Raw genomic sequence first — 16,411 nt, 5'->3', positions numbered from 1 at the left:
AGAACGATTATCCGGATATCGGTGACCGCCCCGCGCGCCGCAGACCCTCGCTTTAGGATCCAGTCGGTGCCATTTCGCCGACGCAAGCCGCCCTCGCCCGACGCGGCCGAGGCCATGACCGCGCTCGCGGGGCGGGTCGAGGACATCGCCGCGTCGCTGGCGCAGGCCCGGGCCGACCTCGCCACGTTCCGCGCCGACGCCATGGCCGGGATCGCCGCGGCGGTCGAGGACGAGCCGACGGTGCGCAGCCGGCTCGCGGCGGCCCGGGGCGAGGGGTCCTACGAGCGTCCCTTCACGGTGCAGACGCCGCTCGTGAGCGTCTGCATCCCGACCTACCGCAACTGGCAGGGCCTGGTCGAACGGGCCATCCCTTCCGCCTTGGCGCAGGACCATCCCTCGATCGAGGTCGTTGTCGTCGGCGACAGCGCGCCGCCGGAGACCGCGGAGGCGATCGCCGGCCTCGGCGACGACCGCGTGCGCTACGTCAACCTCCCGATGCGCGGCTTCTACCCCGAGGAGGAGATCAAGCGCTGGTACGTCGCCGGGACCCCGCCGATGAACCACGCGCTGCATCTGGCCCGAGGGGAGTGGATCGCCATCCTCAATGATGACGATGCCTTCCGGCCGCACCACGTGAGCACGCTGCTGGCAACCGCTCGCGCTCAGCGGGCCGAAGTCGCCTACGCCAAGCTCGTGTGCCTCGGCCCCGACGGCAGCGAGCAGGTGCTCGGGTCGTTCCCGCCCGTCTTCCCCTTCGGCTGGCAGCCCGCCCTTCAGCATCGGGCCATGAGGATGTTCGAGTTCGAGCTGGCTGCTGCCGCCTTCGACGAGCCCGGCGACTGGAACCGGACCCGGCGCATGCTGCGCACCGGGGTCCGGTTCGCGTTCGTCGACGAGATCCTCGTCGACTACTACCCCAGCCGCCTGTGGACGACCGACCGCTGATCCGCTTCCAGGCGCCGGCGCTCCCGCCGGTGTCCGAGATCGCCGCCTACTTCTCCGCCGCCGAGCGCGTCCGCTGGTTCTCCAATCAGGGTCCGTGCCTGAAGCTGCTCGTCGAGCGGATGGACGCGTACCTGGGGCCTGGGCTGCACTGCGTGCCGCTCGCCAACGCGACCTCCGCGCTCGCGCTCGGGCTGCGCGCGCTGGCCCGGACCGACGGTCCGCGGCGGGAGGTCGTGCTCCCGTCGTTCACCTTCGCCGCTGCGGTCAGCGCCGTGCTCTGGGCCGGGTTGGAGCCGGTGTTCGTCGACGTCGAGGAGGGGTCGTGGCACCTATGCCCCGATGCCCTCGACGCTGCGCTGGAGCGCGGCACGATCGCCGCTGTGCTGGCGGCGTCGACGTTCGGCTCGCCGCCGTCGGAGGCGATTCGCGCGCGCTGGCAGACGGCTGGCGCGCAGGCCGGGGTGCCCGTTCTCGTCGACTCCGCGGCCGGGTTCGGCGCGGTCACGGGCGGGGGCGAGCGCCTCGGGCGTCAGGGCACCGCGGAGGTCTTCTCCTTCCATGCCACCAAGCCGTTCGCCATCGGGGAGGGAGGCCTGCTGGTCTCCGCCGACGCCGAGCTGGCCGGCCGCGTCAGCCGGTTGGCCAACTTCGGGTTCCAGGCTGGGTCGGTCGCCGCCGAGGTGGGGTTCAACGCAAAGCTGGCCGAGTGGCCGGCGGCCACGGCACTCGCGGTGCTGGACGGCTTCGGCGACGTGCTCGCCGCGCGGCGAGCACACGCCGCCCAGCTCCTGGCCGGCGTGGGACCGCACGGGTACCGGCCTCAGGCCATCGACGGCGAGCCGGCCTGGCAGTTCGTTCCCGTGCTCGCGCCTTCGCGGGCGGTGCGGGATGCGGCGATCGCGATCGCCGCATCCGACGGGATCGAGCTGCGCGCCTACTTCTCGGTGCCGCTGCACCGGATGCCGGCGTTCGGCGGGCTGCCGGTGGCCGGCTCGCTGGCCATCACGGAGCGTCTCGCCGGCCGGGTACTGTCCTTGCCGATGGCCAACGACCAGAGCGCGGACGACCGGCGGCGGATCGTCGCGGCGCTCGCGACGGCGACCGCCGCGGAGCCGGCGTGAGCGGTCCGTTCGACGGCTGCCGCTTCCCGTTTCGGGCCTGCGGCGACGACGTGACCATCTACGAGCTCGTGCGCGTGCTCGACCCGGAGGCGATCGACGTCGGGACCCACGTCATCGTCGACGACTTCGTGTTCCTCGCCGGTGGCCTTGGCACCACCATCGGCTCCTGGGTGCACATCGCGAGCTTCGTGAGCATCTCGGGTGGGGGGCGACTCGTGGTGGAGGACTTCGCGGGCATCGCGACCGGGGTTCGCATCGTGACCGGGACCGATCTCATGGACGGGTCCGGCCTCACCGGGCCGACGATCCCCGGCGACCTGCGGTCGGTGCGCCGCGGGACGATTCACATCGGCCGCCATGTCGTGATCGGCGCCAACGCCGTGGTGCTGCCCGATGTCACCATCGGCGAGGGCGCGATCGTCGGCGCGGGCGCCGTCGTCACCAAGAGCCTCGAGCCCTGGACGATCAACGTCGGCCAGCCGGCGCGGCCGGTGGGCGATCGCCCGAGCGCCGAGGTTCTCGCGCGCGAGGTGACGGTGCGCGCGCGCGACGGCGCCTAGGTTGGGCGCAGGTCGAGCACACGGCAGCCGACGTCGCGTTCCAGAAGTTTCGGGACGCCGGTGAGCAGCGTCGCATCTCGTGCGGCGGCTGTAGCGGCTGCGAAGCAGTCAGCGAGCGCGATGGGATGCCGCGCCTTGATGTGCGCCGCGGCGAGCACGCGCTCGGCAGTGACGTCGTCCAGCGCGGCGGCGGCACGCAGCCGACGCACGACGAGCGCGGCCTTGTCGGCTCCGTGACGACGTTCGACATGGTGGGCGACCTCGCCGACGGTGACCCAGCTCATCCAAGGACGTTCAGCGCCAAAGGCGTCCTGGACGATCGAGCCTGCGGCTCGTCGCCATCCAGCAGGCGAGGACTCGTCGCAATGACGACGGCTGGTGTCCTTGCCGCTCCCACCGTGATCGCCGCGTTCAGCGACGACGTAGAGCCCGTGTGGCGCAGCAGGTGGTATCCCGCTCAGCTACGCGCCGCAGACGCATCCGCCACGTACTCCGCTTCCTGCGACTCGGCCTACGCGTCATTCAAGTCCTTGCACTGGTCTCGTGCTCGGAGCGCCCTCTGCGCTCAGTCCCGACCAGGTTGGTGGACTGTCATTGGCCTTCGTGCTCTCGATCCTCGCAGCGCACGGACTGACACGCATGCAGGCGCTGACCCTCATTGCGTCTGGGTCAGCGTCGCTGGGGTGTCGGCGCGACAGCCCGCGCCGCCGTTGGTGGCGCTCACGCCGCCGGTGCCGGTGCCGGCGTGGGCGCCCAGCAGCAGGCCGACGTGGTACCCGGGCCCGGTCGCGTCGAAGGTGTAGGCGTTGCCCTGGCGCCCCATGGTCTCGTGGTCGTTGAAGGTCATGTCGACGAACGTGCCGTTGTGGCAGGGCAGCCGCGCCGGCCAGACGACGGTGCCCGTGTAGGGCGGCCCGACGCGCGGGATGCGGATCGTCAGCAGGCCGCACGACTCGCCCTGCCACTCCAGCGGGTTGCCGGTCTGGGCGGCGTAGGCCGACGCGCCGTGCGCGTGGGCGCGCGCCTGCGCGCGCAGCCGCTTGCTCAGGTGCAGCGTGATTGTCATGCGCTTGTACACCGACAACGGGCGGCCCTTGGGCGGCTTGACGGTGGTGATGACCACGACCTGGACCTTGCCGTTGTGCGGGAACGCGCGGGCGAGCCGGGCGGCGTTGAAGTGCAGCTTCATCGACACCTTGCCCTTGCGCACGTGGCGCTTGACGAGCTTGGCGCTGACGATCGCCACGACCTTGTGCTTGATGGCCGCGGTCGTCGCCGCGTCGTCGGTGCCGGCGTTGTTGCCGCCGACCGAGCAGATCGCGCTGCCGGTGAGGTTCTCCGTGATGCTGGCCTCGGTGGTGACCGTGGAGTCCGACACGGGGTTCGTGAAGCCGGTGTCGAGCGTCGGCGGGGCGAACGGGTCGATCGTCGGGACGTAGGCCGTCGTGCCAGGCGCGGCGTTGAGGAACTGCGTCGCGCCGGAGCTGGCCGCATGGGTCGCGTCGCCTGAGTACTGCGCGCTGATCGCCGGGAAGACGGCGTTGGGCGTCAGCAGCGTGCCGTGGCAGCTCGCCAGGCCGACGCCGTTCTGGACGGGGCTCAGCGTGCAGGTCTGGCCGAACAGGAAGTGGGTGCCGTTGGCGGCGGCGAAGGTGACCGTGCCGGTCGGGATCGTGCCGGCGCCGGTCGCGTCGGCGACGGTCGCGGTGCAGGTGTCGACCTGCGTCGTGACGTCGTAGTTGCAGACGACCTGGACCGACGTGGGCTTCAGCGCCGACGTGGTCGTGGTGGGCATCGTCGACGTGGGCGTCGTGGACGTGGTGGTGGTCGTCGTCGGGCCCGGCGGGCAGCCGCCGGTGCCGGGCGTCGTGCGGCGGTAGAACGCCGGCTGAGCGACGCGGCCGTAGCTGTCGTTGAACGTGCCCTCCATCAGGTTCGCGTTGCCGCTGATGTTGAGCGTGGCGTCCGACTTGTAGCCCTGGCTCAACGGCCAGTCGATGAACAGGCTGCAGTTGGTGATCTGGCCGATCTGGCTGTTGCCCGAGATCGAGACCTTGCCGGTGACGAAGTCCTCGTCGGTGATGTTGATCGTGCCCGGGTACTGCGGGCCGGTCTCGCACGAGGCGAGCGTGCCGCCGACGCAGACGCCGCCGGTCCAGGTGCCGCGCAGGTCGGGATATGGTCCGCCGGCGCTCGTCGCCGACGGCACGAGCGTCGCGTCCAGCACGCCCAGCGTGCCCGCGAGCACGGCCAGCAACAACGCGACACGCGTCCTGCGTGGTGCGAGGAACGCCCCCAGATGCGACACGAACGGCTCCTTCCAATCAGAAATGGCGGACGACGACCTACGTCCACGCCGAACCTACACCGATCCGGTGCATCGGGCCGCCGCCGTGCCTGGCCCGCCGCTCAGGCGAACAGCGTCTCGCCCGACGGCCACCCAGCTCCCACCTCCGGTGGGCATCGAGAACATTTGGTGACCCGATCTAGCCCCGTCCTCGGGTGGGCTGCGGTTCCGTAGGTGGAGTCCGGCCGCACCTGGTGGCTGATGACGCACCGAAGCGGCGCGTGGGCGCTCAAATTTGACCGACCGCGCCCAAACCAAAAGGCGCCCATTTCCAGGGCCTTCCCCCCATGGCGAGTCCCGGACTCGAACCGGGGACACCACGATTTTCAGTCGTGTGCTCTACCAACTGAGCTAACTCGCCGTGGTGCGGAAGCGTAGCGTGGGGAGTAGGGTCGCCGCCGTGTCGCGGCGGTGGATGGTGGTCGTTGGGTTGCTCGTCGTCGCGCTTGCGGCCGGCGCGTATCTGCTTGCCGGCGGTGGAGGCGAGCCGAAGCAGAAGGCGGCGGTGGATGATCCGCTCGCCGAGGCGTTGGCGTTCGCGCCCGCCGCTTCCCCGGTCGTCGTGCAGTTCGATGTCCAAAGAGGCTCCCAGCAAGGCAATGCGCTGCGAGAGCTGGCCCGGACGTTCCCTGCCGCGCGCTTTGCCGCGGACGGTGTGCGCCAGGCGGTCAGAGGTCTGGGGCTCGACGCCGATGCCGACCTTCCGTCGATCCTCGGCGGACCCGTCATCGTGGCCGGGCCGGCCTCGGCGGCGCGTGGCCTCTCCGCCTCGATCGCCTCGCTCCAACTCGACCTGCCCGCGATCGTCAAAGCCGGCGCGACCGCTGCCGTGATCGGACGCTCGAAAGACGACGTCACCGCCGTGCTCGACCGCGCGACCTCCGACGGCCGCCTCCGCAAGCTCCCCACCATCTCCACCAACATCCAGCAGTACGCTCTCCCCGACGACACCGCCCGCCTCGGCGTCCGCGACGGCGCCCTCGTCCTCGCCCGCGACACGCAGACCATCCAGCGCGCCTTCGCCCTGCACGACAACAAGGGCGGGCTCACACGCGCGACCTTCGATGAGCGCCTCGGCCCGCTCGCTCACGTGCCCGCGCTGATCCGCGCCACCGCCCTACCCCGCGCGCTGATCTCCGCCAAGGCCCAGGCTGTTCCGTGGGTCGATGCGCTGCGCAGCGGCTCACTCGCCGTTGCGATCGAGAAGCCGGGCATACGCCTACGACTTCATCTAGCGACCGACCCCACGAAGCTCCAGCCCACCGACCTCCCGATCGCCCCCGGTGCGCAACCACCCCAACCGGCTCCGGGCACCCGACCGATCAACGTCGCGATCCGCAACGTCGCCCAGACGATTCACGTCCTCGACGCCACCAAAGACGGCCTCGACCTCTCGTTCCTCAAGCCCATCCAAGGCGCCCTCGCCACGCTGGACTCGCTCAAGGGCCCGCTGAAGACCTTCGGTCGCATCGACACCGACGCGCTGATCGACCAGCTCACCGGCACGACGACGATCACGCCGGAGGCCAAGGACACGCTGGCGCTTCGTGCCGAGCTCACCGACGGCGGCTCGCTGCGCACGGCGCTCAACCGCCTCGCCGCGATCCCCGACATCGCGCTGGACCTCGCCGGCGTCAACCTCAACGTCGACCGCGATGGCGACACCTACACCATCACAAGAGACGGCAAGCCGCTCGCCAAGGCCGCCGTCCTCGGCGACACGCTGGTCGTCACCAACGACCTGCACATCAGCCTCCGCGGCATCGCCGAGCGGAAGCCCCAGGCGGCACCCAGCCGCGGTGCGCTCGCCTTCCACGTCGCCGGCGCGGCCTTGCAGGACCAGCTTGTCACCCGCCTCGGACTCCCCGACCTCGCCCGCCTCGTCATCGGCGGCTTCGGCGACGTCGACGGCACGGCCCGCGCCGAGCTGGGTGGCGTCGACCTCGACGCCACCCTCGCGCTCAACGACTGACTACTGCCCGAAGGCCATCACCTGATGGATGCCCGACGGCTTGTTGGTGTACTGCATGGTCGTCAACGGCAGCGGCGAGAACGTGATGACGGCAGCCTTCTCCGTCCACTTCGAGACATCGCTGCCCTGCTTGTTCGTGATCGACTTGGCCGCGCCGTCGATCGCCGACCACAGCTCCCTGGAGCACCGCGACACGCTGCCGTCGCCGCAGTACCGGAGCCCGTACTTCCCACGGACCTTCTGCCCCAACTCGGTGCGCAGGTCCTTCCACATGTACTGGTGCCAGCCGGCGTATTGACCGCCCGGCGGCGCCTCGAAGCGGCTGATGCGACCCGCCAGCTGCTTGCAGAGGCCGCCGCCCAGCCGATCGCACAGCCCGGCGTTGGTGATCGCCTGCCATGCCGTGTCCAACACCACCGCGCCCGGGTCGTCGATGTTGCCATCACCGTTCGCATCGACGCGTGAGCCGCCCGCGTCGAACCACCGCTGCAGCGCAAGCACCGCAGCCGTCGCCCCCGCCGTCGGCGACTTGCCACGCGCGAGCATCGCCTTCAACGTCGGCCACAGCTGCGTGATCCGCACGTCCTCGGTCGCCGCTGCGTTGGCCGACGCAAGGACATTCGCCAGCGTCGCCTTGGGATACCGGGCCAGCTCGCCCTTGAGCATGTCCACGCGCTGGATGCCGCCCTCGCTGCCGAAGCGATCGTCACCGGCCGGGAAGTTCGCGGCCGGCTTGTTGTTCCAGTTGACGATGTAGCCGCTCGACGGGTTGATCATCTGCGGGTGCTTGGACGCCGGCAGCTCGCCCTTCCACTCGTACTTGCCGCTGCCGTCGACCGGCAGGTCGCCGTTGACGCCCTTGGGCCGGACCGGAAGAGCGCCCGAGGTGTAGAACGCCGACTCGGTCGCACTCGCGTAGAACGAGTTGAACGTCTGCGGCGTCTTCTCGGCGGCATGCACGAAATCCCGCGCGCTGTGCACGCGGCCGAACGTCATCTGCTGGTTGAACAGCTGGTCGACGGTCTCGCGCCCGTAGGAGGAGCGCTTCTGCGACAGGGCGACCTGCTTGCCGGTCTTCGCATCCTTGGCGTAGCCGATGACCGGGCCGTGGACGGTGCGGTAGAAGACGGCCGTCGTCTTGGCCCCGTTGCCAGGCTTGGTGATCGTGCCCGCCTGCACCTTCTCCATCTTCAGGCACTTGCCCTTGTAGGAGTACTTGGTCTTCGAACCGCCGCAGAGCTTCTCGGCGTAGGTGTCGATGATGTCGGCGCCGGCCGAGGTCAGCGACCACGCGTAGTCGGCGCCGTGGCCGATGAGCATGTAGCCCGGGAACGGCGCGGACGTCACGCCCTCGACGTTGATCGAGGGGCTCGAGAGCTGCATCTCCATCGTCAACCCGGGGTAGTTGAAGCCGATCTGCGGGCCGCCGACGAACAGCGGCTTGCCGGTTGCCGACTTCGCGCCCGACACGATGAGGATGTTGCTGGCCAGCTGACGCTTGCCCACCGAGGCGGCGCTCGCCTTCGCGGCCTTCGCGCCCGGCAGCTTGATGAACGAGTTCTTGAACGTCCCCGACTTCAACCGCACCAGCCCGGACGGCTTGCTGACGCTCACGCTGCCCTGCCCCGGGAAGGATTTCGACGTCGTGACGCTCGCCTCGACATCGTTGCGAGCGCGTAGATCGGAGAACGCCTTGTCGCCCGTCTTGGCGCCGAGCTTTGAGCGCAGCCCATCGAGGAAGAGCGCGTTGTCGACCTCTTGACCTCCGCCTTCCCCGAGGAACTGCGACTTGATCGCATTCAAGGCATAGATGTCGGTCCGCGTGAACGGCGGCAACGTCGGCTGGCTGACCCGCATGCGCGCGTTGATGCCCGCGAGGTAGGTGTCGATGTCGTTGAGCAGCTGCTTGCCCTGCGCGCCCTGCGCTGAGATCGCCTTGGTCTGCAGCGCCGTGGCCTGCTCCACGACCTTCTTGGAAGGCGTGTAGTTGTACAACCCGAGCACGAGGTTGATCGCCGGGACGCCCGGCATGTCGATCAGTCCCGCGACGCCGTTGTAGCGCGCCTGGTTCAACAACAAGGACTGGTCGGTCGCCACCGCAAAGCCCGCGCCGAAGATCGCGCCCGCGTCGGTGTCGCTGTAGATATGCGGGATGCCGTAGTTGTCGCGCTTGATCCGCGCGCTCACCGCACCGGCGGACGGCGACGTGCCGGCGACGGTCTCGCTCGTCACGAACGACGGGTCGTTCTCCGGCAGCAGCGCGGCGGACTTGTAGTAGCCGCTGCCGTCCGTGCTCGGCTTGAGCACGTCGTCGGTCACGTTGCGAAACAGCGGCGTGATCCGGTCATACATCTTGGCCTGGGTGTCGGCCGGCAGGATGCCGGGCGCGGACGCCCACGGGACGCCGGGCGCCTCGTTGCCGTGGGGGACGATGTTCAACGTCGTGTCGGCCGACGCCGTCGCGACGGGAATGGCGGCAGCGAGCGCGAGCGTCGCTGCCAAAATGGCGCGCGTGGGGTGCACCGTTGGACCCTCCTCCTGGAAGTCGCGCGCCCGCAATGGGACGTTGCCGGCGCGTGGGACGAGGGATGACAGTACTTGACCAATCGTCACCCGGCAGCACCTTCGCCACCGTGGCGAAACCGCCGCGCGCGGACCTGCCTACTTGTCCCAGGCCAGCAACTGTGCGAGCGGGTCGACCGGGGCGCTGGTCTTGTCACGGCGCCAGCCGTTGATCCAGATCTCGAAGTGCAGGTGGGGGCCTGTCGCGTCGCCGGTCTGGCCGACGCGGCAGAGCTGCTGGCCCGCGGCGACGGCTTGGCCGACGGTGACCGCGAACGTGTCCTTCTGGCAGTGGGCGAAGAAGAACGAGCGGCCATCGGCGGCGTCCATCGCCAGGTAGAAGCCGGCGGCTGACGCCTGGTAGTCGCGGGCGATGATGGTGCCGGCCAGCGGTGCGACGACGGGCGTGCCCTCGGCGGCGAGGACATCCTGGCCCTCGTGCTCGTGGCCGGTGCGGCCGGCGCCGAAGCGCGCGTCGGCACCGCCGAACGTATGCGCGCCGACAACCGGGAAGACGCCGTCGTTGGTGATGCCGGGGTCCGGCACCGGGACGGCCGGGGGCGCGACGACCGGCGGGGAAACTAACGGCGCGGGCTTGGCCTTCACGGTCAGCGGCGCCTTGCCCGACGCCGACGCGCGGCGCAGCAACTGGCCGCCGGCCGGGCCCGCGGCGTGGAGCGAGACGACGTAGCGGCCGGGCTGCAACACGGTCCCGATCGGCCACGCCGGATGCAGCAGCAAGCCGGTGCGGATCCGCCCGAGGTCGACGCGCACGACGGAGCCCGACCCGCGCAACGGCCGGAAGACGACGCGCGCCGTCACCGCCCGCACACCGCGCTGGTTCACACGAATCGCCAGCCGCGGAGCCACACCCTCGGTGATCGTGTGGCGCCCGATGCGAAACACCGCCGCGATCGGATGCGCAGCGCTTGGCCGCCCATTGGGCTGGCCGAACTCGGCCCCGCCGGGGCGGGGATAGGTCGGCGCGGAGGCCGCGCCGACCGACGGGGAGGTGGCGCCGGAGGCCGCTGCGGGCAGCGCGGCGCCAAGGGCCAGAAGGCCGGGGAGGAGGAGAGGGAGGCTGCGCCTGAGGGACCCGCGCACACACCAAAGGTCGGATCGCTGCCGCCGCAATCCCGCGCTGCAAGCCGCCTTGCGCAGCTTCGGGGAGCTTCGTTGCAGCTTTCCTAGCGATCCAGCATGCGCTGCAACATCTCAGCCGCGCCGTCCTTGGCCAGCGGCTCATTCAAATTCCCGCACTTGGGCGACTGTACGCACGACGGACAGCCCGACTTGCACTTGCACTCGCTGATCAACCGGTAGGCGTCGGCGACCAGACGCTCGAAGCCCAAGAAGCCCTGCTGGGTGATCCCCACGCCGCCCGGGTGACCGTCGTAGATGAAGATCGTTGGGCCACCGGTCTGCGGGTGCAAGTTGGTGGACAAGCCGCCGATGTCCCAGCGGTCGCACATGGCCAGCAGCGGCAGCACCGCGATCTGGGAGTGCTCCACCGCATGCAGCGTCCCCAGCAGCAACTCCAACGGGAAGTCCCGCTCGAGCAGCGACGGATCCAGCTCATACCAGAGCGCCTGCGTCCTGAAGGTGGTCTCCGGCATGTCCAGCGCGCAGAGGTCGAGGACCTCGTGGTCGGGCAACCGCTTGCGCTGGTAGGCCATCACGGTCTCTGTAACGCTGACCATTCCGAACGACAGCACAGCGCCCATCGTCTCGCGACGATCGAGCAAGCGCTCGATGTGCGTGTCGGTCTCCTTCTTGGGCTGCGTGTACCAGTTGCCCGTGAAGGGCTCGACGAGCGCGCGGCGGCCGTGCAAATCCAATTCGCTGACCGAGTACGAACGCCCCATGTGCAAGTAAACAGCACCGTCGTGCACCGTCGAGAACGCGCGCGCCGCGTCGACCGAGCCGAGGATCTCGCCCTGAGAGACGTCGACGACCGCGAAGGAGTCCGGCGAGCCCGAGCGCAGCGACACGCGCGCCGCCGGGTAGTCCTCGGGGCGGCGCAACGTGAAGCGGCCGCCGCGCTCGACGAGCGACCCACCCGCGACGAGGTGCTCGCAGTGCGCGCGCACGCGCGGGCCCAACACGTCGGCGTCGACCTCCGGATCGATCGGCCCCTCGTGCGCCGCGCAAAGCAAGTGCGGATCGTGGATCTGCTCGTTCTCGTAGTTGACGATCGCGCTCTCCACCGGCCGGTCGAGGAACTCGTCGGGGTGGCGGCAGAAGAACTGGTCCAACGCGTCCTCGCCGGCGACGTAGACCGCCAGCCCGCGACCGCGGCGCCCCGCGCGTCCCCACATCTGCCGAAGCGACGCCACCGTCCCCGGGAACGTCACGACGACGGCGGCGTCCAAGGCCCCGATGTCGATCCCCAGCTCCAGCGCATCGGTGGTGACGACCGCCAAGAGATCACCCGACACCAGCCGCCCCTCCAGCTCACGCCGCTGCTGCGGCGTGTAGCCCGCGCGATACGGCGCGACCCGATCGCGCAACGCCGGATGGGCATCGGCCAACTGATCGGCGATCAGCTTGGCCACCAACTCGACACCCTTGCGCGACTTCACGAAGCAGATCGTCCGCGCACCCTTGACCACCAACTCGGTCACGACATCCGCCGCCTCGCCCAGCGCGCTGCGCCGCGTCTGCAGCGCCTCGTCGGTCACCGGCGGGTTCCACATGGCGATCTGCCGCGCGGCGCCCGGCGAGCCGTCGCGCTCCACGTGGGCGAAGCCATCCAGGCCGGTCAACCCCTCGGCGAGCTCAACCGGGTTGGCGATCGTCGCACTCGCCAGCAAGAAGCGCGGGTCTGTCCCATACGCCGCAGCGATCCGCCGCAGCCGCCGCAGGACATTGCCAACATGCGACCCGAAGACTCCGCGGTAGACATGCGCCTCGTCAACCACAACAACCGCGAGGTTGGCGAAGAAGTCGCCCCACGCCGCATGGTTGGGGAGGATCCCCATGTGCAACATGTCCGGGTTGGTCAGGATCAGGTTGGAGCGCTTGCGGATCGCCGTGCGCTCCTCCCGCTTGGTGTCGCCGTCGTAGATCGACGGCCGCACATGGCGGCCGAGCCGGAACGCCGCGATCGCGCGCGCCTGGTCCTGGGCCAGCGCCTTGGTCGGGTACAGGTACAGCGCGCGCGCCTTCGCATCGCTGCACAAGACATCGAGCGTCGTCAGGTTGAAGCACAACGACTTGCCCGAGGCGGTCCCCGTCGTGACGACAAACGGGCCGACCGCCGCCGCATCCCACGCTTCGGCCTGATGGGCGTACAACTCCGAGATCCCCGCCGCGCGCAACCCCTTCGCCAGCGTCGGATGCAGGTCGTCGGGCAGCGGCTCCAGCACCGGCTCGCGCGCGCCTTCGAAGGCCTGGCGCACCAGCCGCGCGTCCTCGCGCCCCTCGTCTAAGAGCGCGGCCCAGGGCTCGTCGGTGCGGGTGGTCGCCACGCGCGACGGGCCGGGGAAAGGCGCCTACGCGCCGGTCGGCAGCTTGGCGACGCGCAGCCAGAACTCGCGGAAGGCGCGCACGGTATCGAGGTAATGCTCGAACGCCGTCGGCTTGGTCACGAAGCTCGAGGCGTGCAAGTCATAGGCCTTCTCGACGTCCGTCCTCGTGCCTGATGTCGTGAAGACGACGACGGGCAGGCGGCGCAGCCGCGGGTCGACGTCCTCGCGCAGCGCACGCAGCACTTCGAAGCCGCCCATGCGCGGGAGGTTGAGGTCCAAGACGACGAGGTCGGGGCGCGCCGCCTTCTGGAACGCACCCTCGCGGCGCAGGAACGCAAGCGCGTCCTCGCCGTGGCGCACGACGTCCAGCGCGACCGTCGGCTCGCTCTCGGCCAGCGCCTCGCGCAGGAGCTCGACGTCGGACTCGCTGTCTTCCACCACCAGCAGTCGGTGGGGGTGGTGGGGCCCCTGAATCTGCGTCATGCCTCGCGTACCCCCTGCAGCGTGACGATGAAGGTGGAGCCCTCGCCCGGGGTCGATTCGACCCGCACGCTCCCGCCGTTGGACTCGACGATCTTCTTGACGATGGCTAGACCCATGCCGGTGCCAGGGTACTCCTCGGCGGTGTGGAGTCGCTGGAAGAGTCCGAACACGCGCTCGTGGAATCGCGGCTCGATTCCGATGCCGTTGTCGCTGATCGCGATCTCCCAGCGGCCGTTGTCCTGCTGCGCGTGCGCCCGGACGATCGGCGCTGCTTCGCCGCGGTACTTGAGCCCGTTGCCGATCAGGTTCTGCAACATGGAGGTCATCTCGCGCGGACGTGCTTGAACGGTCGGCAGCTCACCGCGCTCCACGGTCGCGCCGGTGTCGGCGATCGCGTGCTGGAGGTTGGCGACCGCCAGGTCCCAGGCGTCGTCGAGCGCGATCGTCGCTCCGTCGTCCTCGCTCGCGCGGCCGGTGCGCGAGTACTCCAACAGGTCGGTGATCAGCTGCGACATGCGCCCGGCACCGTCGCTGACGAAGCCCAGCCAGGAGCGCTCGCGGTCGTCGAGCTTCTCCTGCAGGCGGCTCTCCAGCAGCCCGACGTAGGAGGTGATCGTCCGCAGCGGCTCCTGCAGATCGTGCGAGGCGAGGTAGGCGAAGTGCTCGAGCTCCTCGTTGGAGGCGCGCAACTGGGTCTCGCGCTCGCGCAGCTCGACGGTCATCGCCTCGGCGAGGCGCACGGCGCGGCGGCGCGCCGTGCCCAGCGTGCGCAGCAGCGCAGCGGCCAGGAGGCTGACCAGGATCCCGGCGACCGCGATGCCCCACGGCACCGCGCGCTCACCGGTCGTCAGCGCTGGCCCCGCGCGCGTGTAGGCAACGGCCCAGCGACGGCCGGCGACCTCGAGCGTCTCGACGCGGGTGTGGCCGGGGTCGCGGTCGCGCGTCGCACGGCCGGGGCGCAGATCGAACGGGACGGCGCGGGGCGTGATGCCCGTGCTGGCCGGGACAGTGGCCGCCGGGCCGAGGTCGTAGACCTCCAGGTCGGCCACCGAGGCGTTGTTGCCGAGGATCCCGCGCAGCAGGTTGTCGAGCCGGAAGGCCGCGTAGACGACGCCGGTCCATTGGCGTGGCGCGCCGGTCAGCGACGGCGGTCCGCCGTAGACCGGGACCATCAGGTCGATGCCCAGCGAGGAGCCGGGCATGCGCGCGAACGCGATCGGCGCGGTCGCGGCCGGCTGACCCGTGCGGCGCGCGAGCAGCGCGGCGCGCCGGCGGTTGGGCTCGGAGAGGAAGTTGAGGCCGAAGGTGCGGTTGTCGGTCGGCGGCGGCTCGAGGTGGTCGCTGACCAGCGCCTCCTGGGCATCGGCCGTCAGCGCCGGATAGGGCGTGAAGCGGGCGCGGACGAGGCCACTGGCGGCGATCGCCTCGCGGGTGCGCTTCGTGTACGCCGCCAGGCCGGCGCGCGGGACGTAGGTCGCCGAACCGATCGTCTGCACGCCCGGGAACCGCTGCTGGACGTCCTGATCGGCGAAGTAGTCGTGGAACTCCTGGTAGGTGACGCTGTGGCTGGCGTTGAAGAGCCCGGCCGCGCCGCGAAGGATCTGGGCGTAGTCGTCCATCCGGCGGTCGATCGCCGACACCGTCGCCTGCGTGTCGTCGGTCAGCTGATCGCGCTCGCGGTCGTGCAGCCGCGCGGCCGCCGCGTAGGTCGCGACCCCGGTCATGACCAACAACGTGGCCAACAGCAGTGCGGGCGCCATCCGGACGAGGACGCTGCGCCGCTCCATCCCGTCAGTGCCCATGCGCCTCCGGTGGCAGAGATGCCGGTCCCGCCGGCCGCCCCGACCGGCCGGTTTCGCTGCCGCGCAGGCGGGCGCGCAGCCGCTGCCAGAAGCTCGTCTTGCCGCGGCGCGGGCGCCAGCGGGCGGGCGGCGGAACGGTCGTGCGGACGAGCGCGACCCAGTCGTCGAGCGGCAGCTCGCCGGAGATCAGCCGTGCCAGACCGGTGGTGACCGGCGCATCGAGGCCCGCGCCCTGCAGCGCCTGGGCGAGCAGCGGCACGCCCTCCATCGCCTCGACCGCCTGGCCGATGCGCTCCGGGATCTCTGCGGCCGGGATGCCGTCGGCCAGCAGCTCGCCGGCGCGGCGGTTGCGCGACTGCGGCGCGAGCGCGGTGGCGACGAGATCGCCGGTGCCGGCCAGTCCGATCAGCGACTCCGGCCGTGCGCCGAGGCCCTCGGCGTAGCGCCAGACCTCGGCGAAGATGTGGCCCGCGGCCGCACCCGCGGCGTTCAACCCCTGGCGCTCGGTCGCGCCGGCGGCCAGCGCGGCCGCGTTCTTGGCCGCGCCCGCGAGCTCGACGCCGACCGGGTCGTTGGAGGCCTCGCAGACGACGCCGGCCTTCTGGAAGAACGACGCGAGCGCGAGGGCGAGCGCCTCGTCGGAGGAGGCCGCGACGAGGCCGGCGCCCTCGTGGACCATCTCGCTCGCATGGGCCGGCCCGCCGACGCAGGCGACGCGATGGGCGCCGAAGTCGGCGGCCAGCAGCACCGTCGGCGGGGTGCCGGCGGGCGGGACGAGGCCCTTGGCCAGCGACACGATCGCCGCGCGCTTGGGCAGCCCTGCGGCAGGCAATCCGGCGATCACCGTGTCGAGCCCGCGCGACGGGACGGCGAGCAGGACGTAGTCCGCACGCGCCAAGCCTGCGCCGACGGCTTCGATCTTCAACGACGGCGGCAGCTTCACGCCCGGCAGGTAGACCTGGTTCTCGCGGTCGGCGTTGAGGCGCTCGGCCTGGACCGCGGTGCGTGCCTGGAGCGTCGTCCGGACCCCGCCGCGCGCCAGCAGCACCGCGATCGCCGTGCCAAACGAGCCCGCGCCGACCACGACGGCGCGCCGAGCGCCAGGTGTGGGCAGCGAGAGAGACGGCCGCGGGCGGTCGGGCACGCCGC

The 16,411-nt window shown here is 70.7% G+C and carries 12 protein-coding genes and 1 tRNA gene; 4 read left to right on the top strand and 9 right to left on the bottom strand.

Annotated elements, in window-relative coordinates; all coding sequences use genetic code 11:
- Positions 1 to 66 precede the first annotated feature (66 nt).
- From VGO10_RS19915 to VGO10_RS19905, 3 genes are read left to right on the top strand one after another with little or no spacing between them, the layout of a single operon-like run.
- Positions 67 to 945, top strand: a complete 879-nt coding sequence (locus VGO10_RS19915; protein ID WP_327471710.1) for a glycosyltransferase family 2 protein — start codon at positions 67 to 69, stop codon at positions 943 to 945.
- A complete protein-coding gene (locus tag VGO10_RS19910; RefSeq protein WP_327471707.1) occupies positions 927 to 2,066 on the top strand; it encodes a DegT/DnrJ/EryC1/StrS family aminotransferase in 1,140 nt (379 codons plus the stop codon). Before VGO10_RS19915 ends, VGO10_RS19910 begins: the two co-directional genes overlap by 19 nt.
- A complete protein-coding gene (locus VGO10_RS19905) occupies positions 2,063 to 2,626 on the top strand; it encodes an acyltransferase (protein WP_327471705.1) in 564 nt (187 codons plus the stop codon). The genes VGO10_RS19910 and VGO10_RS19905 overlap by 4 nt, the downstream gene beginning before the upstream one ends.
- On the opposite strand, the gene VGO10_RS19900 is transcribed toward VGO10_RS19905, so the two are convergent.
- From VGO10_RS19900 to VGO10_RS19890, 3 genes are all read right to left on the bottom strand, one after another.
- Complete coding sequence (locus tag VGO10_RS19900; protein ID WP_327471747.1) at positions 2,623 to 2,946, bottom strand: PIN domain-containing protein; 324 nt, start codon at positions 2,944 to 2,946, stop codon at positions 2,623 to 2,625. The genes VGO10_RS19905 and VGO10_RS19900 overlap by 4 nt on opposite strands.
- Positions 2,947 to 3,281: 335 nt before the next feature.
- Positions 3,282 to 4,934: an Ig-like domain-containing protein gene (locus tag VGO10_RS19895; RefSeq protein WP_327471703.1), complete on the bottom strand. Its 1,653-nt coding sequence runs from the start codon at positions 4,932 to 4,934 to the stop codon at positions 3,282 to 3,284.
- Positions 4,935 to 5,261: 327 nt separating this feature from the next.
- A tRNA-Phe gene (locus VGO10_RS19890) sits at positions 5,262 to 5,334 on the bottom strand.
- A gap of 39 nt (positions 5,335 to 5,373) precedes the next feature.
- Here VGO10_RS19890 and VGO10_RS19885 point away from each other — a divergent pair.
- On the top strand, positions 5,374 to 6,945 hold the full coding sequence (locus VGO10_RS19885) for a hypothetical protein (protein ID WP_327471701.1): 1,572 nt from the start codon (positions 5,374 to 5,376) through the stop codon (positions 6,943 to 6,945).
- Here VGO10_RS19885 and VGO10_RS19880 read toward each other — a convergent pair whose 3' ends face one another.
- The 6 genes from VGO10_RS19880 to VGO10_RS19855 form a co-directional block, all read right to left on the bottom strand.
- Complete coding sequence (locus VGO10_RS19880) at positions 6,946 to 9,468, bottom strand: penicillin acylase family protein (RefSeq protein ID WP_327471699.1); 2,523 nt, start codon at positions 9,466 to 9,468, stop codon at positions 6,946 to 6,948. It lies immediately after the preceding gene.
- Positions 9,469 to 9,606: 138 nt separating this feature from the next.
- Complete coding sequence (locus VGO10_RS19875; RefSeq protein ID WP_327471697.1) at positions 9,607 to 10,611, bottom strand: M23 family metallopeptidase; 1,005 nt, start codon at positions 10,609 to 10,611, stop codon at positions 9,607 to 9,609.
- Positions 10,612 to 10,694: 83 nt separating this feature from the next.
- Positions 10,695 to 12,977 carry a DEAD/DEAH box helicase gene (locus tag VGO10_RS19870; protein ID WP_327471695.1) on the bottom strand — a complete coding sequence of 761 codons (2,283 nt, stop codon included), beginning with the start codon at positions 12,975 to 12,977 and terminating at the stop codon, positions 10,695 to 10,697.
- 24 nt (positions 12,978 to 13,001) lie between these two features.
- On the bottom strand, positions 13,002 to 13,460 hold the full coding sequence (locus tag VGO10_RS19865) for a response regulator (RefSeq protein WP_327471693.1): 459 nt from the start codon (positions 13,458 to 13,460) through the stop codon (positions 13,002 to 13,004).
- Complete coding sequence (locus VGO10_RS19860; protein WP_327471691.1) at positions 13,457 to 15,262, bottom strand: CHASE domain-containing protein; 1,806 nt, start codon at positions 15,260 to 15,262, stop codon at positions 13,457 to 13,459. The genes VGO10_RS19865 and VGO10_RS19860 overlap by 4 nt, the downstream gene beginning before the upstream one ends.
- A complete protein-coding gene (locus VGO10_RS19855) occupies positions 15,252 to 16,406 on the bottom strand; it encodes an NAD(P)H-dependent glycerol-3-phosphate dehydrogenase (protein ID WP_327471689.1) in 1,155 nt (384 codons plus the stop codon). The genes VGO10_RS19860 and VGO10_RS19855 overlap by 11 nt, the downstream gene beginning before the upstream one ends.
- Between the last annotated feature and the right edge of the window lie 5 nt (positions 16,407 to 16,411).

Source organism: Baekduia sp., from assembly GCF_035996765.1.
Classification (GTDB): domain Bacteria; phylum Actinomycetota; class Thermoleophilia; order Solirubrobacterales; family Solirubrobacteraceae; genus Baekduia.
This window is presented reverse-complemented; position numbering and strand designations above follow the sequence as displayed.

Bases quoted from the DNA above. Each gene is read 5' to 3' on its own strand.
- VGO10_RS19865 (WP_327471693.1), bottom strand. From the start codon at position 13,460: ATGACGCAGATTCAGGGGCCCCACCACCCCCACCGACTGCTGGTGGTG.
- VGO10_RS19860 (WP_327471691.1), bottom strand. From the start codon at position 15,262: ATGGGCACTGACGGGATGGAGCGGCGCAGCGTCCTCGTCCGGATGGCG.